Genomic DNA, 18,587 nt, shown 5'->3' with positions numbered 1-18,587 from the left:
TCACTCCCATACGAGCCGCGCCCGATCGACCTTGCCCGTCTGGTTGCGCGGCACCTCCCGTACGAACACCACGTCGCGGGGCACCTTGAACCCGGCCAGCTCCTCCTTGACGGCCTGGCGCAGCTCGTCGGCCGACAGCTCGACACCGTCCTCGGGGACGACGTACGCGGCGAGCCGCTGCCCGAACTCCTCGTCGGGCACGCCCAGCACGGTGACGTCGGCCACGCCCGGCCTGGCCGCGAGGAAGTCCTCGACCTCCTGCGGGAACACGTTCTCGCCGCCGGAGACGATCATGTCGTCGTCGCGGCCGTCGATGAACAGCCGCCCGTGCTCGTCGCGGTGGCCGAGGTCGCCGGTGGGCAGCGGCCCGCCGGGGCCGAACGTCAGCCCGCCCGCCACGACCACCCGGCCCACCTCCCCGGGCGGCAGCTCCTCGCCCGAGGCGTCCTCGATGCGGACGGTGGCGCCGCGCGGCGGGCGGCCGACGGTGCCGGGGGCGTCGCGCAGGTCGGCGGGGGTGGCCAGGGCGGCCCAGCCGGCCTCGGTGGAGCCGTACAGGTCGTGGAGCACGTTCCCGTACGTGTCCATGAAGCGGGTGGCGAGGTCGGCGGGCAGCGCGGAGCCGCCGGAGACGACGACGCGCAGGCGGGGCAGCGGCCTGGGCGGCAGCTCCAGCAGCCGCCGCAGCATGACCGGCACCGCGATCAGCGCGCCCGCCCCGGTGCGGTCGAGATCGTCGAGCACGGCGGCGGCGTCGAAGCGGCGGCGCAGCACGACGGGGCAGCCGAGGACGAGCGCGGCGGCGTACCAGAGCAGGCCGAGCCCGTGGAACAGCGGCGGCGCGATCAGCATCGGCTCGCCACTGCGCAGTGGCACGGTGGCCAGCATCGACACGAACGGCTCGGCCAGCGCCGCCATCGACAGCCGGCGCGGTGCCCCCTTGGGGGTGCCGGTCGTGCCGGAGGTGAGCAGCACCAGCCGCCCCGGCCGCTTCGGGTACGGCGGCTCATCCCCCGGCGCGGAGCCGGCGAGGTCGTCGAGGTCGCTCACGCGCGGCCCGTCGAACTCGACCTCCCACAGGCCGGGCGCGGCGACGAGCAGGTGCACGCCCTCGCGCCGCAGCACCTCGCGCAGGCGCGGCCCGGCCAGGCCGGTGTTGAGCAGCAGCAGGTCGGCGCCGAGCCGCGACACCGCGCCCGCGGCGGCGGGAAATCCCCGGTCGTTCGGCCACATGACGGCGACCGTCGTGCCGGGCCCGACGCCGAAGCGCCGGTGCAGCCCGGCCGCCAGCGCGGCGGCGCGCGCGTCCAGCTCGGCGAAGGTGACCTCGCCTTCCTCGTCGATGACGGCCGGGCGGTCCGGCCAGCGCGCCGCGGCGACGGCCAGGCCGGTCGCGGGGGTGAGGTGGAAGTGCCGGTACGCCTCCACGACGCGGGCGAGCGCGGCCGGATGGACCGGGCCGAGCAGCCCGTTGCGGGTGAGCGTGGCGACGGCCTCCACTCCGAAGCCGCCCAGGTCGATCAGCCGTCCGAGCACCGGCGCCCCCTCACCTTTCCGGTACGAGCCAGGAGGAGGTACGCGTACCCGCTGAAGCCCGGACGCAACCTCCGGTCAGCCGGACGCGCCACCAGTCGCGGAACATCCACGCGTCGAACTCCGTGATCTGCGACGCGCTGCTGGCCTTCATGAGGAAGCAGCAGACGCCGCTCGGCGTCCAGTCGTAGAAGTCGTCCAGGCCGAACGAGTGGCCGATCTCGTGCAGCAGGATGTGCATGTTGTCGGCGTCGAGGTTCGACATGTAGTACTCGCTGCCGACGCGCTGCCCCCAGTCGCCGCCGGCGCCGCCGCCACCGGCCAGGTGGTCGGCGGCGGCCAGCTCGGCGGCCCGCGTCTCGGGACGGCCGAGGTCGCGAGCGTCTACACCCGCATCGGCTACCGCACGGCGGGCGAGATGCCGCACATCTCGCTGCGCTGACCGGCTTCAGGCGCTCGTGACGTAGCGCTGGATCACCGGTCCGATGTCGCGTACGAGGTCGTCCACCTCGGCCTCCACCATCGGCGGCAGGCGCAGGATGTAGCGGGTCAGTGCCAGGCCGAGCATCTGGGTGCTGACCAGCCCGGCCCGGTACGCCGCGTCGTCCGCCCCCGTCACCCGGCCGATGAAGGCGGCGATCTGCGTCTCGAAGACCTCGCGCATGCGCTCGGCGGCCATGGGGTTGGTGCTGGCCGAGCGCAGCAGCAGGATCAGCACGTCGTCGGAGAGGTCGCCCTCCCAGCGGGCCAGGAAGTGGCGTACGAGCAGCTCGCCGAGCCGTTCGACGGGCGGATCGTCGACGGCGGCGAGCTTGAGGTCGACGTCCACGGCCGCGCTGAACAGCCCGGCCTTGCTGCCGTAGTAGCGCATGACCATCGAGGGGTCGACGCCGACCATCGAGGCCACCGCCCGGATCGTCATCGCCTCGTAGCCACGCTCGATGAGCAGCTTCCTGGCGGCGGCGAGTATCGAACTCCTGGTCGCCGCCGATCTCTCCGTGAACGCCATGACAACAAGTGTAGGCCAACGCTTGTATGACATGTCCCGGAGGCCGGGGGCCGGTCCCGAGAGCGAACCGTACAGCGGAGATCGACGCGGAGGGAACGCATGGGCAGAAGGACGCGCGCAGGATTGATCGTCGTGACGCTCGCCGCCCTGGTCACGGTGCCGGCACTCCTGCTGACCGGCCCTTCCGGCCAGGGCAGGCGGCAGGAGACGCCACAGGCGGGCACCGCTCCTCCCACCGCCGCCACCCCTCCCAGCACTCCTGCTGCTCCCGGGACGACGACGACCGCGTCATCTGAGACCGACCCCACACTCGATCCCTGTTACATGCTGAGCCTGTCGGTGTCCGGCCGGATTTTCGCCGAGGTGAAGGCCGTCAGCGGCAAGAAGAAGGACTCCGCGTTACGGGCCGAGGCCGCCAGGACCTACCGGAGGTTCGCCGATCAGCTCCTCCTTGACGCGGCCCAGGCCCCCGGGCGACTACAGCCGACATTGATCAAGTGCGCCTCCGCCAGCACCGCGGTCGCGCGATACGTCACCGAGCACAAGCCCCGGCCCGGCATCGTCATCGACTACGGACCCGCCCGCAAACGCTGGCTTGCGGCGCAGAAGACGGCCGAGAAGTTCTGCGGGCATGAGCTTCCCGGCGGCCCGGACGCCAAGTGACGCCCATCAGGGGCGGAAGGCGGCGGCGTGGCGGGCGGCCCAGCCGGCGAAGGTGCGCGCCGGGCGGCCCAGGACCACGGCCACGTCGGGGCTGACCTGCTGCTCGGCCGCCGTCGGCGCGCCGAGGACGTCCAGCGTGGCCTCGACGACCTCGGCCGGCATGAACCTGGACATCTCCGTACGGGCCTCCTCCCGGCTCTGCTCGGTGAAGCGCACCTCGGCGCCGAGCGCCCGCCCGATGGCCGCGGCCCGCTGGCGTGGGGTGATCGGCTCGGGCCCGGTGAGCACGTACGTGCGGCCCGCGTGCCCGTCCTGCCGCAGCACCGTGGCCGCGACCTCGGCGATGTCGGCCGGGTCGATGAACGGCAGCGCGACGTCGGCGAACGGCGCGGCGGCGGCCTGCCGGGCGCGCACGGATCCGGCCCAGGCCAGCGTGTTGGTGTAGAAGCCGCTGGGACGCAGGATCGTCCACTCCAGCCCTGAGGCGCGGACGGCGTCCTCGAAGGCGGCCGGGTGCGCGTACTGGCCGGGCCTGGTGCCCGCGCCCTGCGAGGAGAGCAGGACGACGCGCCGGATCCCCGCCTCCTTTGCCGTCTTCATGACGGCCTCCGGCTCCTGCCCGGCGACCAGCAGCAACAGCGCGCTCGCTCCGGCGAAGGCGGCCTCGAGGCTCGCCGGGTCACCCAGGTCGGCCGCGACGTGACGGACGCCCGCCGGCTGCGGTGCGGGGTTGCGCGAGACGGCCGTGACCTGCTCTCCTGCGGCGGCGAGCAGGCGGACGACCTCTGCGCCGACGTTCCCCGTGGCTCCCGTGATGACGAACATGGACGTGCTCCTCAGTTCTTAGTTAGTTGACTGACTTAGAGCTGCGACCATAGCGGGCCCGAGGCGCGGTTGTCTATAGTTAGTCAGGTGACTGACTCAAAGCGGCCGGGAAAGCGGGAGCGGCTGGCGAGCGCCGCCGCCCAGGTGCTGCACGAGCGAGGGGTCGAGAAGACGACTCTGGCGGACATCGCGCGCGCCGCCGACGTGCCCGTGGGCAACGTCTACTACTACTTCAAGACGAAGGACCAGCTCATCCAGGCCGCGATCGACGAGCACGACCGCGAGCTCGACACCGTCATCGCCGAACTCGACCGGCTCGGCACCCCGCAGGAGCGGCTCAAGGGGCTGGTACGCGGCTGGATGAGCCGGCCGAGGTCACCGCCCGCTACGGCTGCCCCACCGGCACCCTCGCATCCGAGCTGGACAAGCGCGACGACGGGCTGGACAAGGCGATCGCCGGGGTGATGCGGCGGGTGCTCGACTGGGTGGAGGCGCAGTTCGCCGCCATGGGGCGGGGGACGCGCGGGAGCTGGCCGTCGGGCTGTTCGCCTCGTACCAGGGCGTCTCGCTGCTCACCAACACCTTCCGGGAGCCCGAGCTGATGACCGTGGAAGGCCGCCGCTTGGAGCGCTGGATCGACTCCCTGACCTGACCTGGGTCGGAAGCGCCGTTGGCGGCCTCCCCTGACCTGCCCCGGCTCGGGCAGACCCCTGCACGGCGACGAGGGCCTGCCCAGGAGCCGGGTCAGGCGAGGCCCGGGTGGCGGGTCACACGGGGCCCGGGTAGGCGGGGGTCAGGCGAGGACCGGGTAGTTGGCGCGCAGCACGCCGTGCGGGTCCCTGGCGCGCTTGATCGCGCGCAGCCGCTCCAGCACGGGCGCGGGGAAGGCGGCCGAGGCGCGCTCCCCGTACCCGAGCAGCGTGTACGGCTTGCGCCCGCTCGCCCGCTCCCCCAGCTGACCGGCGAACCACCGCAGCCGCTCCCCCGCCGCCTCGGCCAGCTCGGGTGTGAAGGCGGGCCCGAGCAGGTACAGCAGGTACGGCTCCGCCACCGGGCCGCTCGGCCCGGCGTTCGGCCAGGAGGCGGCCAGCGCGCCGCCGAGGTGCCGCACCTGCGCGACGGCCAGCGGCGCGAGCGGCGCGTCCAGCACCAGATCGGCGACCTCGTCGTCCAGCCCGGTCAGCAGCTCCGAACGGGACCTGCCGGGGGTGGGATCGACGGGCTCGGCGGTGATCGAGCCGAGGTCGGCCACCGCGAGCGGCCCACGGGTGTCGCGGAGCACGTCATCGATCTTGCCGAGCCGGTCGAGCAGCGCGCGCCCCTTCTGCTCCTCGCCGAGGAACGCGGCGTCGATCGTCACCATGGGCGGCAGGTTGGGCAGGTTCACCCGGCCGAACCACAGCGCCAGCTCGTCCGGCGCCTCCGCGGTGAGCTCGCGGTAGGCGTCGAACACCTCGCGCGCCCGGTGCGCCGGCCACGCCACCCGGCCTCCGTACAGGGCCGGGGCGGGGAACAGCTCGAACTCGACGGCCGTGACCACCGCGAAGTCGCCACCGCCGCCGCGCAGCGCCCAGAACAGCTCCGGGTCCGACTCGGCCGTCACCGTGGCGGGCTCACCGTCGGCGCGTACGACGTCAAAGGCCCGTACGGCGTCGGCCGCGAACCCGTACCGCCGCCCGAACCAGCTCAGCCCGCCGCCCAGCGTGTACCCCGCCACGCTCACGACCGGGCTGCTGCCCGCGAGGCCCGTCAGCCCGTGCCAGGCCCGCCTCGGCCAGCACCTCGCCCCACTTCACGCCCGCGCCCACCCGGGCGACCCGCTCATCGGGGCGCACCTCGACGCCGCCCAGGCGGGTCGTGCGCAGCAGGATCACCCCCTCGGTGTCGCCCGTCGCGCCGTGCCCGCCCGCCTGGGCGGCGACCGCGATCCCCGACTCGGCGGCGTACCTGACCACCGCCGCCACCTCTTGCGCGTCGCCGGGCTCGACGACGGCGGCGACGGGCTGGCGGACCGACGCGTTCCACGGCCTGGCCGCCTCCTCGAACCCGACGTCGCCCGGCAGCAGCACCCTGCCGCCCGGCACGGCCGCGCGCAGCTTCGCGTTCGTCATATGTCCTCTGCTCCTTTGGATCGTTCCGACGGCCCCGGAGAATCGATTCGGGGTCACCGGCTATGACGAAATCGGCGGGGAGAGTGTGACCCGCGGCTTCGTCACCCTGCCGCTCCAGCGCACATCCTGTGCGGTTCCTCCCCGAGTCCCGCACGCACGCACCTTCACCTCACTCCCCAGGGCCGTGCGTCAGGGGGTGGCGCGCAACCAGGCGGCGTGCGGGCCTTGGGCTCCGGCGGCGAGCCAGGCGGCTGCGGCTGCGGTGTCGCCGGCGATCGTGACCGGGGTGGTCCATCGCTTCTCGCACAGCCGCCGGACGTGCTCGCGTACCGGGCCTTCGGCGGTCAGGACGCCGCCGGCCAGCACGATCGGCGACGTCTCCCCGGGCGCGCGCACCTGAGCCAGCGTGGCGAGCAGCCGTTCGGCGGCGGACTCGACGATCGCGACGGCGGCCGGATCGCCCGCCTGGGCGGCCTTGCCGACCAGCGGCGCCAGCGGGGCGAGCGTCGCCACGGGCGCGGCCTGCGCCCGGATGATGAGGAGATCGGCGATGCGCGCCGTCGGCTCCGCCCCGGGCCCGGCCACCGCCTCGGCCACCAGCCGCACCAGCTCACCCGCGTGACCGGCATCGGCAGGACGGTCCGAGCGGCCATCCACCGTCCGCTCGCCGGTCGCGTTTCCGGCGGCCGAACCACGCGAGCGGCCGTCCACCGTGTGCTCGCCGGTCGGATCCGCGGCGGCGGAAGCGGGCGAGCGGCCGGTTTCCGTGCGCTGCTCGCCCGCCGTGCCGGTGGTGGGCGGATGAGTCGAGCTGCCGCCTGAGATGCCGGGCTCAGGCCGGACTGCCGGAGTGGCGGTGAGGTGGCGGATGGTGTGGCGGGCGGCGGCGCGGCCGAGCCAGAAGCCCGAGCCCTCGTCGCCCAGCAGCCAGCCGTGACCGTCGGCGACGTGGGTGACGCGCCTGTCTTCGACGCGCAGGGCGACCGCGCCCGTCCCCGACAGCAGTACGTGCCCGGACGGCTGCGGGGTGCCCGCGACGAAGGCGAGCAAAGGGTCTTCGAGGCCGCGTACCGGGAAGCGCAGCCCGCAGCCGGCCCAGGCGCGGGTGAAGGCGGCGTGCACGGCGGAGTCCTGGAGGGCTCCGAGGCCGGCGAGCCCGATGACGCCGTTCGCCACCCGGCCGGGGTCGATCTCGCCGAGCGCCTGCTTGACGGCGGCGGTGATCTGAGCGAGCGCGGCATCGACGCCGTGCGCGACGGGGTTCCCGCCTCCGGCCAGGCCGTAGCCGACGCGTTCGCCGGTGGAGGTGGTGAGCAGGGCACGCGTGGAGGTGCCGCCGGCGTCGATGCCGAGGTACAGGTCCATGGTCGCTCTCTCGTCGTGCTGGGGGATCGGCGCGCACTGTACTCGTCATGCCCGCCGAGCGCCGCCCCACCGGCCCGCCCGGCGGACAGGGCCGGATCACAGGGGCGGGGCACCCGGGTGGGCGTGGGATACTGCGGAAATGGCGCGGATCGTCTTCATCGGGGTCGGTGACGTGGAGCTGACGCGCCGCGTGGTCTCCGCGCTGGTGCTGGGTCCCGGCCTGCGCGGCGAACTCGAGATCATTCTGCACGACGACGACCCGGGCAAGCTCGTCACGACCGAGCGGCTGGTACGCGCGATCGACGCCGAGGCGGGCGCGGAGGCGAAGATCCGCAGCGTCTTCGACCGGCGGCAGGCGCTCAAGGGCGCCGACTTCGTGGTGAGCCATCTCGACGTGGGCGGGTTCGACGCGACGTTGCGCGACTTCGAGATCCCCCACCGTTACGGCCTGCGCCAGACCATCGGCGACACGATCGGCATCGGCGGCGTCTTCCGCGGCCTGCGCACGATCCCGGTGCTGGTGGAGCTGGCCGGGCAGATGGCCGAGGAGTGCCCGGACGCGTGGCTGCTGAGCTGCAGCGACCCGATGGCGATGACCGGGTGGGCGGTGCACGAGGCGACCGGGTTCGAACGGTTCGCCGGGCTGTGCCACGCGGTGTGCGACACGCACGCGTACCTGGCCGATCTCGTGGGACGCGACGAGGACGAGGTGACGTTCCTCAGCGCCGGGCTCAACCACCAGTCGTTCGTGCTGCGCTTCGAGGCGGACGGGCGCTCGCTCTATCCGGAGCTCGACGCGGTGCTGGAAGCCGACCCGCAGCTCCGGCGGCACGTACGCGTCGAGCTCTACCGCACGTTCGGCTACTTCCCGACGCAGTCGAGCGAGCACGCCGCCGAGTACGTGCCGTGGATCATGCGCCACCCCGACGAGACGGCGCGGCTGGGCGTGCCGGTCGAGGAGTACCTGCGGCGCGTCGGCAAGAGCCTGCACCTGTACGAGGAGACGCGGCGCGCCCTGTCGGCGGGCCACCCGCTGCTGATCCGGTGGCAGCATCAGGAGCCGGCGGCTGCGATGATCCTGGCGATGCTGACCGGTGAGGAGAAGGAGATCTACGTCAACGTGGCCAACCGGGGCCTGATCGGCAACCTGCCGGAGGGGTGCTGCGTGGAGGTGCCGGCCGTGGTCGGCGCGGCGGGGGTGCGGCCCCGGCCCGTCGGCGACCTGCCGGTGCAGCTCGCCGCGCTCAACCGGACGTTCCTGAACGTCGTGGAGCTGACCGTGCGGGCGGCGCTCGACGGAGACCGTTCGCACGTCTACCACGCGGCGATGCTCGACCCGAACACGGGCGCGACGCTGCCGCTGCCCAAGATCAAGGAGCTGTGCGACGAGCTGATCGAGGCGCACGGCGACCTGCTGCCCGCGGCGGTCCGTGCGTGATGGAGCAGATGCCGACGGAGGTGCGGCGCGAGCGCATGCTGGCGATGCTCGCCGAGCAGGAGTTCGCGCGGGTGGCGGAGCTCGCCGAGGCGTTCGGGGTGTCGAGCGTGACCGTGCGCGCCGACCTCGACGCGCTGGAGGAGCAGGGCAAGGTACGCCGGGTGCGCGGCGGCGCGATGATCGCCGGGCCCGCGCCGCACGTGGAGCCGTCGTTCGAGCTGTCGCTGGGCACGGCGGCGGTGGAGAAGTCGCTGATCGCGAAGGTGGCGGCGCGGCTGGTGACGTCCGGCGAGTCCGTGCTGATGGGGGCGGGCACGACCACCTCGTACGTGGCCCGCGAGCTGGTGGCGCGCACCGATCTGACCGAGGTGACGGTGTTCACCAACGGGCTGCGCACCGCGCTGGAGCTGGAGCCCGCGCTGCCCCGGATCTCGGTGGTGGTGACCGGCGGGACCCTGCGCCGCCAGCAGCATTCGCTGGTCGATCCGCTGGGCGGCAAGCTGCTCGAGGGCATCAGGGCGCACACGGTGATCATGGGCTGCGGCGGCATCGACCCGGTCGCCGGGGTGACGAACGTGAGCCTGCCCGACGCCGAGATGAAGCAGCGCATGCTGCGGGCGGCGGCCAGGAAGATCCTGGTGGCCGACGCGTCGAAGCTGGGCGTGGTGGAGATGGCGCCGATCTGCGCGATCGGGGAGATCGATCTGCTGATCACCGGGGAGTCGGCCGATCCCGAGTGCGTGGCGGCGCTGCGGGACAAGGGGCTTGAGGTCGAGATCGCCCGCTGAGCCCGGTCCGGCCCCTGGGCCGTCGCTCCCCGTCCCGCCGGCCGCCGCCGCGCGCCCGACCCCCGCGGCGGGCCCGGGCGCGGATGGGGTAGCCGGCCCGGACGCAGGTGGGGCGACGGGCCCGAACGCGGGTGCGGGCGACGGGCCCGAACGCGGGTGCGGGTGCCGGGCCCGGACACGGGTTCGGGTGGCGGGCCTGGGCGCGAGTGCGGGTGGCGGGCGCGGGTGAGGCGGCGGTGGTCAGGCGCGCAGCGCCTCCGGGAGCAGGTCGCCGTGTGCCCGGGTCAGGTCGTCGGCCATGGCCCAGATCTGGTCGAGCGTCAGTGACGCGGCCGTGTTCGGATCGACCATCAGGGCGTGCCTGACCAGGCGGGGGTCGCCTTCCAGCGCGGCGCGCACGGTCAGCTCGTTGACGCTCACGTACGCCCGGTTCAGCGCCGCGCACTGCGGCGGCAGCGCGCCGACGGCGGTGGGCCGGACGCCGGTGGCGTCCACCGCGCACGGTACTTCGACGACGCAGCCTTGCGGCAGGTTCGAGATGAGGCCGTCGTTGACGACGTTGCCGTAGACGACGCGCGGCGTGCCGGTGACGATGCTGTGGATGATCTGCGGCGCGTACTCGTCGGTTCCTGCGATGTCCAGCTCGCCGCCGCTCCGCACGAGATCGCGGGTGCGCTTGTACTCGGCCAGATTCTCCTCGCTGACCCGCAGGTATTCGCCGACGGGGATGCGCAGCCGGTCGATCTCGCCGTCGTGGTGCATCAGCCACGGCACGTACTCGGCGGAGTGCTCGCTGGTCTCGGTCGGGTAGTAGCCGAGCCGCCGGTACATGTCGATTCTGACCCGCCTGCGCAGTTCGGGGTCGTCCACGTCGAGCCGCGGGTAGAGGTCCTCGCCGTCGCGTTCGAAGCGCAGCACCCACGCCTGGTGGTTGACGCCGGCCGCGACGTACGACACCTCCTCGTACGGCACCGACACGAGATCGGCCAGTCCCCGCATGGTCCAGTAGACGGAGTGGCACAGGCCGACGACGTTCTTGACCTTGCCCGACAGGTACCACACGTTCATCGCCATCGGATTGGTGTAGTTGAGCAGCAGCGCGTCGGGGCAGACCGCGCCGATGTCGGCGGCGAGGGCGTCGAGCAGGGGGAACGTGCGCAGCGCGCGGAACACGCCGCCGGCGCCGATGGTGTCGGCGATGGTCTGGCGCAGCCCGTACCCGGCGGGGATCTCGAAGTCGGTCACGGTGGCGTCGTAGCCGCCGACCTGCACCATGTTGATGACGAAGTCGGCGCCGTCGAGCGCCTCGCGGCGGTCGAGGTGGGCGGTGACGGTGGCGGCGCCGGCGGTGATGCGGCGGGCGACGGCCTCGGCGACCTCCAGGCGCTCGGCGTCGATGTCGTGCAGCGCGATGCGCATGCCGCGCAGCTCGGGGAAGGCGACCAGGTCGGCGAGCAGTCCCTGGGTGAAGACGACGCTTCCCGCCCCGACGAACACGATCTTCTTCATGACGTTGCTTCCTCCCAGGTGGGCTGCGCCGCGGTGCCGCCTGCGGCGCGGGTGGAAAGGGTGCCGCAGGTCACGGCCACGGTCATGGCCTGCTTGAGCGGCTGGCCGCGCAGCAGCGCGGCGAGCAGGCCGGCGTTGAAGCTGTCGCCCGCGCCGACGGCGTCGACCACGGTGGCGGGCGTGGCGGGCACCTCGGCGGGCTCTCCGTCGGCGAAGGCGAGCGCGCCGAGCGCGCCGCGCTTGACGACGGGCAGCGTGCCGCGGGCGGCCAGCTCGCGTACGGCCCACTCCACACCGGTGCCGCCGGGCGGCGGGCCCGCGACGGCGGCGGCGATGGCGAGGGCTTCGGCCTCGTTGGGCAGCAGGACGTCGGTGACGGGCAGGACCTCCGCCAGTCCCGCCCACCGGCCGGCGGGGTCGTCGTTGGTGTCGAGCGAGGTGGACGCGCCGGCCGCTCTGGCCAGGGCGAACAGCCCGGGGAGCCCGGCGGCGAGCCGCGGCTGGAGGAAGTACGACGAGACGTGGACGTGCGCGGCCCGCTCGACGAGCCCGCGCGGCACGTCGTCGGCGGCGAGCCGGTCGAGGCAGCCGGAGGCGGTGAGTATGGCCCGGTCGTCGCCGTCCACGAGCACCACGGTCATGGCGGTGGGCACGTCGGGGTCGACGACACAGGCGGAGACGTCGACGCCGCCGCCGCGCAGGGCGTCCAGGACGAAGGCCCCGGCGGGGTCGTCCCCCACCCGGCCGACGAACGCGGTGCGCAGGCCGAGCCGGGCGGCGCCGTACGCGGTGATCGCTCCGGAGCCGCCGAGCACCAGGCCGGCGGCGGGGACGAGCTGTTCGCGCTGGCCGAACTCGGGATGGCGAGGCGCGCCGGAGACGATCACGTCCGGGTTGGCGTCGCCGACGACAAGCAGGTCGAAGGTCGTTCTGGACACCACGGCACCGTTTCAGGTGTTGTGAAAGCTTGTCAAGTCTTGCGATTTTTCGAAGGTATTGACAAGACTTCGAAAGTCACCATGATTGGCTCCAATCATTCCGGGAGGAGCATCCACAGTGCGAAGAAGAACCGCGGCGGCCCTGGTCGCGGCGATCGTCCTGGCGGCCGCGGGCTGCGGAGGGTCGGCGCAGGAGGGCGCGAAGACGGTGGACCCGCAGGCGAAGGTGAAGCTCACCTGGTGGACGGGCCAGACGGCGGACGCGCAGAAAGTCCTCGAAGGGCTGGCCGCAAAGTTCACCCAGCAGCACCCCAACGTCACGATCGAGGTCTCCTCCGGCGCCTCGACCACCGACGACCTGCTGCAGAAGCTCTCCGCCGGCTTCGCGAGCGGCGTCTACCCCGACATCTCCTACGCTTTCGGAAGCTGGGCCTCGCAGCTCCAGGAGTCCGGCAAGACCCTCGACCTGACCGAGAAGGTGAAGGACCCGTCGGTCGGGTGGGAGGAGTTCCCCGAGGCGGCCCGCTCGACCGCGACGCCGAACGGGCAGGTCATCGGCTTCCCCGCGATCGTGGACAACCTCTCGCTGCTCTACAACAAGAAGCTCTTCGACGCCAAGGGCGTGCCGTACCCGACCGATGACTGGACCTGGGACGACTTCCGCGAGGCGGCGAGGAAGCTCACCGACCCGGCGGAGAAGATCTACGGGACCGCGTACTCGGTGAGCGCGTCGGAGGACACGACCTGGCACTTCTGGCCGCTGCTGTGGCAGCGCGGCGGCAGCATCCTGACGCCGGATCACAAGAAGCCCGCGTTCAACTCGCAGGCCGGGGTGGACGCGCTGGAGTTCCTGCGGGCGATGGCGGTGGACGACAAGAGCGTCTACCTCGACCAGACCGACGAGCGGTACGCGCCGCTGTTCGCCGACGGCCGCATCGCCATGATCATCAACGGGCCGTGGTCGCTGTACGACCTCAAGCGGAAGAAGACCGACTACGGCGTGGCCTTCCTGCCCGGCACCAACGGCGACCACCAGACCGTCTCGGGGCCCGACCTGTGGACGCTGTTCGACAACGGCGACGCCAACCGGGCCTACTGGTCGTTCGAGCTGATCAAGTGGCTCACCTCGGCGGAGGGCGACGCCCAGTGGAACCTCACGCAGGGCAACCTGCCGCTGCGCACCTCCGAGACGGAGCTGCCCGAGTACGAGACGTACATCAAGGAGTACCCGGGCGCGGAGAAGATGGTCGCCAACCTGGCCAACGCCAAGCAGGCCAGGCCCACGGTCAGCGGCTACGTGGAGATGTCGCGGCACGTCGGCGAGGCCATCGCCAAGGCCATGCAGGGCGCGGCGACGCCCAAGCAGGCCCTTGACGAGGCGGCGCAGAAGTCGGCCCTGGCGCTGGCCGGGGGCTGACGATGTCGGTGCTGTTCGCCGGGCGCCGTCCGGCCGCACACGCGGCGACGCTCCCATCCGGCCGGGTGCGGTGGCTGCATCGCACGCTGACCGGATGGGGCTTCGCCGGCCCCGCCACCCTGCTCGTGGTCGGCCTGTCGATCTTCCCGGCGGTGTGGGCGTTCCTCATCTCCCGGCAGAAGTGGAACGGCATCTCCCCCGCCAAGCCGATCGGCTGGCTCAACTACGAGCTCATGGTCCAAGACCCCGATCTGCTCGCGGCCGTGCGGCACACGCTGGTGTTCACGGTGCTGTTCGTCCCGTCGTCGATCTTCCTCGGGATGCTCGTCGCGGTCGCGCTCAACCGGCCGATCAAGCTGGTCGGCTTCTACCGTACGTGCATCTTCATCCCGTTCGTCGCCTCGGCCGCGGCCACCGGCATCCTCGCGAACTTCGTCTTCAACCCGCAGTACGGCGCCGCCAACAGCGTCCTGCGCGTGCTCGGCCTGCCGCAGCAGCAGTTCCTGGAGAGCCAGTCGCAGGCGCTCGCGGTGATCTGCCTGATCGCGCTGTGGGGGCAGGTCGGCTTCACCGTGGTGGTCTACCTGGCCGCGCTGCAGGACATCCCGAAGGACGTGGTGGAGGCGGCCCGCATGGACGGCGCCGGCCGCTGGCAGGTCTTCCGGCACGTCACCATGCCGCAGCTCGGCCCGGTGACCGTCTTCACCTCCATCTGGCAGACGATCACCGCGCTGCAGCTGTTCGACCTGGTCTTCACCACCACCAGGGGCGGGCCGCTCGGGGCGACGCAGACGATCGTCTACTACGTCTACGTCCAGGCGTTCAAGCTCACCAAGTTCGGCTACGGCTCGGCCGTCGCGTACGGGCTGTTCGCCGCCACCATGCTCATCACCGTCGGGATGATCCTCTACTCCCGGCGCAGCAAGATCGAGGCCTTCTGATGCGACGCCTGCCGTTCAGCCCGTGGCACCTGCTGCTCATGCCGCTGGCGCTGCTGTTCGCGCTGCCGCTGGTGCAGATGGTGCTGACCGCGTTCATGCCGGACAGCGACATCAACCGCTTCCCGCCGCGCTTCATCCCAGCTGGCTCACCCTCGACGGGTTCGCGGGCCTGTTCAGCCAGTCGCAGGCGCTGCTGTGGCTGCTGAACACGGTGATCGTGGCCGCCGTCTCCGTCGTGTCGCACCTCGTCCTGTGCTCCATGGCCGGGTACGGCTTCGCGCGGCTGAAGTTCTTCGGCAAGCAGGCCGGGTTCCTGATGATCCTCGCGACCATCATGATCCCGACCCAGCTGCTGATGATCCCGACGTACGTGATGTTCAGCCGGCTCGGCCTGATCGACACGCTGGCGGCGGCGTTCGTGCCGTGGCTGGCGTCGGCGTTCGGGATCTTCCTGATGCGGCAGTTCTTCCTGTCGCTGCCCGCCGAGCTGGAGGACGCCGCCCGCATCGACGGGTGCACGACGTTCGGCGTGTTCTGGCGGGTGGTGCTGCCGCTGGCCAGGCCCGCGCTGGCCACGCTGACGGTGTTCACGCTGCTCGGCTCGTGGAACGACCTCATCTGGCCGCTCATCGCCATCAGCGACGAGAACATCTACACGATCCAGCTCGGCCTGGCCAACTTCCAGGGCACCCGGCACACCCAGTGGTCGCTGCTCATGGCCGGGAACGTGGTGGCGACGCTGCCGCTCATCGTCGGGTTCGTCGCGGCGCAGCGGCAGTTCGTCGCCACCATGACGTTCACCGGGCTCAAGGGCTGAGCCTTCTACCAGGGGCGCCTACCAGGCGACGGGCAGGGAGGTGAGGCCGTACACGACGTTGAACGAGCGGAACTCGGCGGGCGGTCCCTCCTCGCGCAGCCCGGGGAAGCGCTCGAACAGCGCGGGGAACGCGATGGTCATCTCCATCCTGGCCAGCGGCGCGCCGAGGCAGTGGTGCACGCCGTGGCCGAAGGCGACGTGGCCCATCTCGCCGCGCGAGATGTCCAGCCGTTCGGGGTCGGGCACGAACGCCGGATCCCGGTTGGCGGCCGGCAGCGCGCACACCACCAGCTCGCCCTCCGGGATCCGCACACCTGACACCTCCACCTCGGTGGTGGTCACCTTGATCGTGCCCGAGTGCACGATGCTGAGCCAGCGCAGCAGCTCCTCGACCGCCGCGCCCCACCGCTCGGGCTCCTTGCGCAGCAGGCCGAGCTGGTCGGGGTGGCGCAGCAGCGCCAGCGTGCCGAGGCCGAGCATGTTGGACGTGGTCTCGTGGCCGGCCAGCAACAGCAGGCTGCCGATGCCGACCAGCTCATCGGCGGACAGGTCGTCGCCGTGCTCGCGGACGAGCATGCCGAGCAGGTCGTCGCCGGGGTCTTTGAGCGCGCGGCCGACCAGCTCGCTCATGTAGGCGCGCGATTCGAGCTGCGCGGCGGCCCGCCGCTCCACCGGCTGCGACAGGTCGAGCATGGTGCCGCTGCGGCGCTGGAAGTCGGCGCGGTCCTCGTACGGGACGCCGAGCAGCTCGCAGATCACCAGCGACGGGATCGGCAGCGCGAACGACGTCACCAGGTCGGCGGGCGGACCCGCCGCCTCCATGGCGTCGAGGTGGGCGGTGACGATGTCCCTGACGCGCGGCTCCAGGCGGCGCATGCGGCGCATCGTGAACTCGGGGGTGAGCATGCGGCGCAGCCGGGTGTGCTCGGGCGGGTCGAACATCAGCAGGTTGCCCGCCCGTATGCGCCGCAGCTCGTCGTCGGTGAGCCGCGGCGCGCCCGGCGGCCGGTGACCTGCCGAGCGGGCGTTGCTGAACCGGGGGGATCGCCCAGCACCTCTCGGACGTCGGCGAACCTCGTCACCATCCAGACATCGAGTCCGAACGAGGTGCTGACCTTGCGCACGCCCTCCTCCTCGCGGATCCTCGCCAGCTCGGGATCCGGGGTGAAGGTCGAGCGCCGCATGTAGACGGGCATCTCGGGCGCCGTCGTGGAATCAGTCATCAAGTCGCTCCCCCCTTGGCCTCCATTAAACGCCTGGGGAAGAGCCGGTGCGCGGAAGCGGGTCCCGGCCGCGCGCCTCTCGGCGTCTGTGGCCGTGCGCTTTCGGCGTCCGTGGCGGTGCGCTTTCGGCGTCTGCGGCCGTGCGCGGCCGGGACCGTTCCGAAGACCGTCAGCCGAGTGCGGCCGGGTCGCCGAGCGCCACCGCCGCAGGGCGCTCGCACGTGCTCTCGACGTCCACCGACCTGCCGGAGCGGGCGGAGGCGAGCAGCGACTCCATGACGTCCAGGACGTGGAACGCCAGCGTCCCGCCCGCCCTGGGCTCCCGATCGGACAGGAAGTCGATGAGGCCGACGCCGCGTCCCGCCTCGGCGTACCCGGCCGAGACGGGCAGCTCCCGCGCCTCCCCGTCGCCGAGCTTCGTCAGCAGCACCTGCCCGTCGAAGCGGTTGGGGTCGGGGACGACGAGCGAGCCCCGCTCACCGTGCACCTCGATGTTGGGCGCGCGGGTGGCCACCGCGTCGAAGCTCATCACCAGCGTGGACAGCACGCCCGACTCGTGCACGAGCACGCCGGTGACGTGCGTGTCCACGGTGACCGGGATCTCCTCGCCCTGACGCGGGCCCGAGCCGATCGTGCGCTTGGAGCGGGTCCTGCTGGCCGCGCCGATGACCGAGCGCACCGGCCCGAGCATGGTGATCAGGCTGCTGATGTAGTACGGGCCCATGTCCAGGAGCGGGCCGCCGCCCGGCACGTAGTAGAAGTCCGGGTTGGGGTGCCAGCGCTCGTGGCCGGGCGTCATCATGGTCGCCGTCGCCGCGATGGGGCGGCCGATGAGACCGTCGTCGATGGCGGCGCGGGCCGTCTGCGTGCCGGTGCCGAGCACGGTGTCGGGCGCGCAGCCCACCCGTACCCCGGCCTCGCGGGCGGCGTCCAGCACGCGCCGGGCGTCCTCGCCGGTCGCGGCCAGCGGCTTCTCGCAGTAGACGTCCTTGCCCGCCGCGATGGCCTGCAGCGCGATGTCCGCGTGCGCGGCCGGGATGGTGAGGTTGAGCACCACCTGGATGCGCGGGTCCGCGATCAGCTCGGCCACGCCCAGCGCCTCGACGCCCGCGTACTGCTCGGCCGCCGCGCGCGCCCGCTCGGGGTCGAGGTCGGCCACGGCGACGAGCTTCACCTGGGGCAGGCGGTCGATGGTCTTGAGGTATTGGGCGGAGATGGCTCCGCAGCCCACGATCCCGACGGTCAGCGGCTGGCCCACAGCATGCCCCTCTCGATGATCGTACGTACGCTGTCGTGCTGCAGAACGTCCAGGCTGTGCCCCGGGGTCGTGACGAAGATCCGCCCCTTGCCCCAGCGTCGGGTCCAGATGGCCGGCGAGGTCACCTCGCGGTGCCAAGGGTCCCACGGGCGCACCTTCTGCGTCGTGGTGGCCAGCACGTCGATGTAGTCGTCGGTCAGCACCCAGTACTGCTCGGTCACCAGGTCGAAGTCCTCGATGCCCTCCGTGATCGGGTGCGCGGCCGCCTCCGGGAGCATGTTCACCGTGTACGGGACGAAGTTGTGCCGCTCGGTGCCCGCGTCCGGGTCGTCGGGATGCTTGCCCGGGTGACAGGCGAACTGCCCGCCGATGAGGTGCAGGTAGTCGGAGGAGTTGCGGAACGAGTCGGCGATGCCGCCGTGCCAGCCCGCCATCCCCGTGCCCGCCTCGATCGCCGCCCGCAGGCCCTTGAGCTGATCGGGCTCGATCGTGCCCATCGTGTAGCACTGCACGATGAGGTCGATCTCGGCCATGAACGCGGGGTCGGCGTACGGGGCCGGGCTGTCGGACAGCCGCACCTCGAAGCCGTTCTTCTCCAGGAAGGGCACGAAGAGGTCGGTGGCCGCCACCGGGGCGTGCCCCTCCCATCCCCCTCGCACCACGAGAACCTTGCGCGTGTGCTCGCCCGCCATGCAATCGCCAATCACTCGTTGAACGATAAACCGTTGTGTACCGCCCATTCCACGAATAGC

The 18,587-nt window shown here is 72.2% G+C and carries 21 protein-coding genes; 8 read left to right on the top strand and 13 right to left on the bottom strand.

Annotation, left to right across the window (positions count from 1 at the left end):
* Genes ACFMQL_RS32505 through ACFMQL_RS32495 form a run of 3 tightly spaced genes read right to left on the bottom strand, consistent with a single transcriptional unit; the run spans position 1 to position 2,542 of the window.
* A complete protein-coding gene (locus ACFMQL_RS32505; RefSeq protein ID WP_378788577.1) occupies positions 1–1,536 on the bottom strand; it encodes an AMP-binding protein in 1,536 nt (511 codons plus the stop codon).
* A gap of 10 nt (positions 1,537–1,546) precedes the next feature.
* On the bottom strand, positions 1,547–1,960 hold the full coding sequence (locus tag ACFMQL_RS32500) for a hypothetical protein (RefSeq protein ID WP_378788575.1): 414 nt from the start codon (positions 1,958–1,960) through the stop codon (positions 1,547–1,549).
* A 21-nt stretch (positions 1,961–1,981) separates the two neighbouring features.
* The gene (locus tag ACFMQL_RS32495; protein ID WP_364052245.1) at positions 1,982–2,542 is read right to left on the bottom strand and encodes a TetR family transcriptional regulator; all 561 of its coding nucleotides are present in this window, start codon (positions 2,540–2,542) and stop codon (positions 1,982–1,984) included.
* Positions 2,543–2,641: 99 nt separating this feature from the next.
* Between ACFMQL_RS32495 and ACFMQL_RS32490 the strand changes: the two genes are divergently transcribed.
* Entirely contained in the window at positions 2,642–3,205 is a 564-nt protein-coding gene (locus tag ACFMQL_RS32490) for a hypothetical protein (RefSeq protein ID WP_364052248.1), read from the top strand.
* Positions 3,206–3,211: 6 nt separating this feature from the next.
* Here ACFMQL_RS32490 and ACFMQL_RS32485 read toward each other — a convergent pair whose 3' ends face one another.
* Positions 3,212–4,030 carry an NAD(P)H-binding protein gene (locus tag ACFMQL_RS32485; protein WP_364052250.1) on the bottom strand — a complete coding sequence of 273 codons (819 nt, stop codon included), beginning with the start codon at positions 4,028–4,030 and terminating at the stop codon, positions 3,212–3,214.
* A gap of 87 nt (positions 4,031–4,117) precedes the next feature.
* Here ACFMQL_RS32485 and ACFMQL_RS32480 point away from each other — a divergent pair, with 87 nt between their 5' ends.
* Positions 4,118–4,495, top strand: a complete 378-nt coding sequence (locus ACFMQL_RS32480; RefSeq protein ID WP_378788572.1) for a TetR/AcrR family transcriptional regulator — start codon at positions 4,118–4,120, stop codon at positions 4,493–4,495.
* A 328-nt stretch (positions 4,496–4,823) separates the two neighbouring features.
* Here ACFMQL_RS32480 and ACFMQL_RS32475 read toward each other — a convergent pair whose 3' ends face one another.
* From ACFMQL_RS32475 to ACFMQL_RS32465, 3 genes are all read right to left on the bottom strand, one after another.
* The gene (locus ACFMQL_RS32475) at positions 4,824–5,753 is read right to left on the bottom strand and encodes an FAD-binding oxidoreductase (RefSeq protein ID WP_378788570.1); all 930 of its coding nucleotides are present in this window, start codon (positions 5,751–5,753) and stop codon (positions 4,824–4,826) included.
* Positions 5,665–6,141, bottom strand: a complete 477-nt coding sequence (locus tag ACFMQL_RS32470) for an FAD-binding oxidoreductase (protein ID WP_378788568.1) — start codon at positions 6,139–6,141, stop codon at positions 5,665–5,667. The genes ACFMQL_RS32475 and ACFMQL_RS32470 overlap by 89 nt, the downstream gene beginning before the upstream one ends.
* Positions 6,142–6,330: 189 nt before the next feature.
* A complete protein-coding gene (locus ACFMQL_RS32465) occupies positions 6,331–7,506 on the bottom strand; it encodes an N-acetylglucosamine kinase (RefSeq protein WP_378788566.1) in 1,176 nt (391 codons plus the stop codon).
* A gap of 139 nt (positions 7,507–7,645) precedes the next feature.
* On the opposite strand from ACFMQL_RS32465, the gene ACFMQL_RS32460 reads away from it, so the two are divergent.
* Together ACFMQL_RS32460 and ACFMQL_RS32455 are read left to right on the top strand one after the other, a co-directional pair.
* A complete protein-coding gene (locus ACFMQL_RS32460; RefSeq protein ID WP_364052262.1) occupies positions 7,646–8,944 on the top strand; it encodes an alpha-glucosidase/alpha-galactosidase in 1,299 nt (432 codons plus the stop codon).
* 8 nt (positions 8,945–8,952) lie between these two features.
* Positions 8,953–9,732, top strand: coding sequence for a DeoR/GlpR family DNA-binding transcription regulator (locus ACFMQL_RS32455; RefSeq protein ID WP_364052265.1), 780 nt, complete (start codon positions 8,953–8,955; stop codon positions 9,730–9,732).
* Between the two features lie 240 nt (positions 9,733–9,972).
* On the opposite strand, the gene ACFMQL_RS32450 is transcribed toward ACFMQL_RS32455, so the two are convergent.
* A complete protein-coding gene (locus ACFMQL_RS32450) occupies positions 9,973–11,241 on the bottom strand; it encodes an alpha-glucosidase/alpha-galactosidase (protein WP_364052268.1) in 1,269 nt (422 codons plus the stop codon).
* Positions 11,238–12,179 (bottom strand): carbohydrate kinase family protein, encoded by a 942-nt coding sequence (locus ACFMQL_RS32445; RefSeq protein ID WP_378788563.1) that lies wholly within the window; start codon positions 12,177–12,179, stop codon positions 11,238–11,240. The genes ACFMQL_RS32450 and ACFMQL_RS32445 overlap by 4 nt, the downstream gene beginning before the upstream one ends.
* Before the next feature lie 118 nt (positions 12,180–12,297).
* Between ACFMQL_RS32445 and ACFMQL_RS32440 the strand changes: the two genes are divergently transcribed.
* Genes ACFMQL_RS32440 through ACFMQL_RS32425 form a run of 4 tightly spaced genes read left to right on the top strand, consistent with a single transcriptional unit; the run spans position 12,298 to position 15,354 of the window.
* Positions 12,298–13,596 carry an ABC transporter substrate-binding protein gene (locus tag ACFMQL_RS32440; protein WP_364052274.1) on the top strand — a complete coding sequence of 433 codons (1,299 nt, stop codon included), beginning with the start codon at positions 12,298–12,300 and terminating at the stop codon, positions 13,594–13,596.
* A 2-nt stretch (positions 13,597–13,598) separates the two neighbouring features.
* On the top strand, positions 13,599–14,537 hold the full coding sequence (locus ACFMQL_RS32435) for a carbohydrate ABC transporter permease (protein ID WP_378788561.1): 939 nt from the start codon (positions 13,599–13,601) through the stop codon (positions 14,535–14,537).
* Positions 14,537–14,743, top strand: coding sequence for a hypothetical protein (locus tag ACFMQL_RS32430; protein WP_378788559.1), 207 nt, complete (start codon positions 14,537–14,539; stop codon positions 14,741–14,743). Before ACFMQL_RS32435 ends, ACFMQL_RS32430 begins: the two co-directional genes overlap by 1 nt.
* A gap of 11 nt (positions 14,744–14,754) precedes the next feature.
* Entirely contained in the window at positions 14,755–15,354 is a 600-nt protein-coding gene (locus tag ACFMQL_RS32425) for a carbohydrate ABC transporter permease (protein ID WP_378788557.1), read from the top strand.
* An 18-nt stretch (positions 15,355–15,372) separates the two neighbouring features.
* Here ACFMQL_RS32425 and ACFMQL_RS32420 read toward each other — a convergent pair whose 3' ends face one another.
* The 4 genes from ACFMQL_RS32420 to ACFMQL_RS32405 form a co-directional block, all read right to left on the bottom strand.
* On the bottom strand, positions 15,373–16,296 hold the full coding sequence (locus ACFMQL_RS32420; protein ID WP_378788556.1) for a cytochrome P450: 924 nt from the start codon (positions 16,294–16,296) through the stop codon (positions 15,373–15,375).
* A complete protein-coding gene (locus tag ACFMQL_RS32415) occupies positions 16,296–16,577 on the bottom strand; it encodes a hypothetical protein (RefSeq protein ID WP_378788554.1) in 282 nt (93 codons plus the stop codon). Before ACFMQL_RS32415 ends, ACFMQL_RS32420 begins: the two co-directional genes overlap by 1 nt.
* A gap of 169 nt (positions 16,578–16,746) precedes the next feature.
* On the bottom strand, positions 16,747–17,835 hold the full coding sequence (locus ACFMQL_RS32410; RefSeq protein ID WP_364052286.1) for a Gfo/Idh/MocA family oxidoreductase: 1,089 nt from the start codon (positions 17,833–17,835) through the stop codon (positions 16,747–16,749).
* Positions 17,820–18,494: a ThuA domain-containing protein gene (locus ACFMQL_RS32405; protein ID WP_364052289.1), complete on the bottom strand. Its 675-nt coding sequence runs from the start codon at positions 18,492–18,494 to the stop codon at positions 17,820–17,822. Before ACFMQL_RS32405 ends, ACFMQL_RS32410 begins: the two co-directional genes overlap by 16 nt.
* Between the last annotated feature and the right edge of the window lie 93 nt (positions 18,495–18,587).

This window comes from Nonomuraea fastidiosa (assembly GCF_042751225.1).
Classification (GTDB): Bacteria; Actinomycetota; Actinomycetes; order Streptosporangiales; family Streptosporangiaceae; genus Nonomuraea; species Nonomuraea fastidiosa.
The sequence above is the reverse complement of the archived record's forward strand: the minus strand, read 5'-3'. Positions and strand labels throughout refer to the sequence as shown.

What these genes read in the sequence shown, in the direction of transcription:
- ACFMQL_RS32495 (WP_364052245.1), bottom strand. Translation starts at nt 2,542, where the DNA reads ATGGCGTTCACGGAGAGATCGGCGGCGACCAGGAGTTCGATACTCGCC.
- ACFMQL_RS32490 (WP_364052248.1), top strand. Translation starts at nt 2,642, where the DNA reads ATGGGCAGAAGGACGCGCGCAGGATTGATCGTCGTGACGCTCGCCGCC.
- ACFMQL_RS32485 (WP_364052250.1), bottom strand. Translation starts at nt 4,030, where the DNA reads ATGTTCGTCATCACGGGAGCCACGGGGAACGTCGGCGCAGAGGTCGTC.
- ACFMQL_RS32470 (WP_378788568.1), bottom strand. Translation starts at nt 6,141, where the DNA reads ATGACGAACGCGAAGCTGCGCGCGGCCGTGCCGGGCGGCAGGGTGCTG.
- ACFMQL_RS32465 (WP_378788566.1), bottom strand. Translation starts at nt 7,506, where the DNA reads ATGGACCTGTACCTCGGCATCGACGCCGGCGGCACCTCCACGCGTGCC.
- ACFMQL_RS32460 (WP_364052262.1), top strand. Translation starts at nt 7,646, where the DNA reads ATGGCGCGGATCGTCTTCATCGGGGTCGGTGACGTGGAGCTGACGCGC.
- ACFMQL_RS32455 (WP_364052265.1), top strand. Translation starts at nt 8,953, where the DNA reads ATGCCGACGGAGGTGCGGCGCGAGCGCATGCTGGCGATGCTCGCCGAG.
- ACFMQL_RS32450 (WP_364052268.1), bottom strand. Translation starts at nt 11,241, where the DNA reads ATGAAGAAGATCGTGTTCGTCGGGGCGGGAAGCGTCGTCTTCACCCAG.
- ACFMQL_RS32435 (WP_378788561.1), top strand. Translation starts at nt 13,599, where the DNA reads ATGTCGGTGCTGTTCGCCGGGCGCCGTCCGGCCGCACACGCGGCGACG.
- ACFMQL_RS32430 (WP_378788559.1), top strand. Translation starts at nt 14,537, where the DNA reads ATGCGACGCCTGCCGTTCAGCCCGTGGCACCTGCTGCTCATGCCGCTG.
- ACFMQL_RS32420 (WP_378788556.1), bottom strand. Translation starts at nt 16,296, where the DNA reads ATGTTCGACCCGCCCGAGCACACCCGGCTGCGCCGCATGCTCACCCCC.
- ACFMQL_RS32415 (WP_378788554.1), bottom strand. Translation starts at nt 16,577, where the DNA reads ATGACTGATTCCACGACGGCGCCCGAGATGCCCGTCTACATGCGGCGC.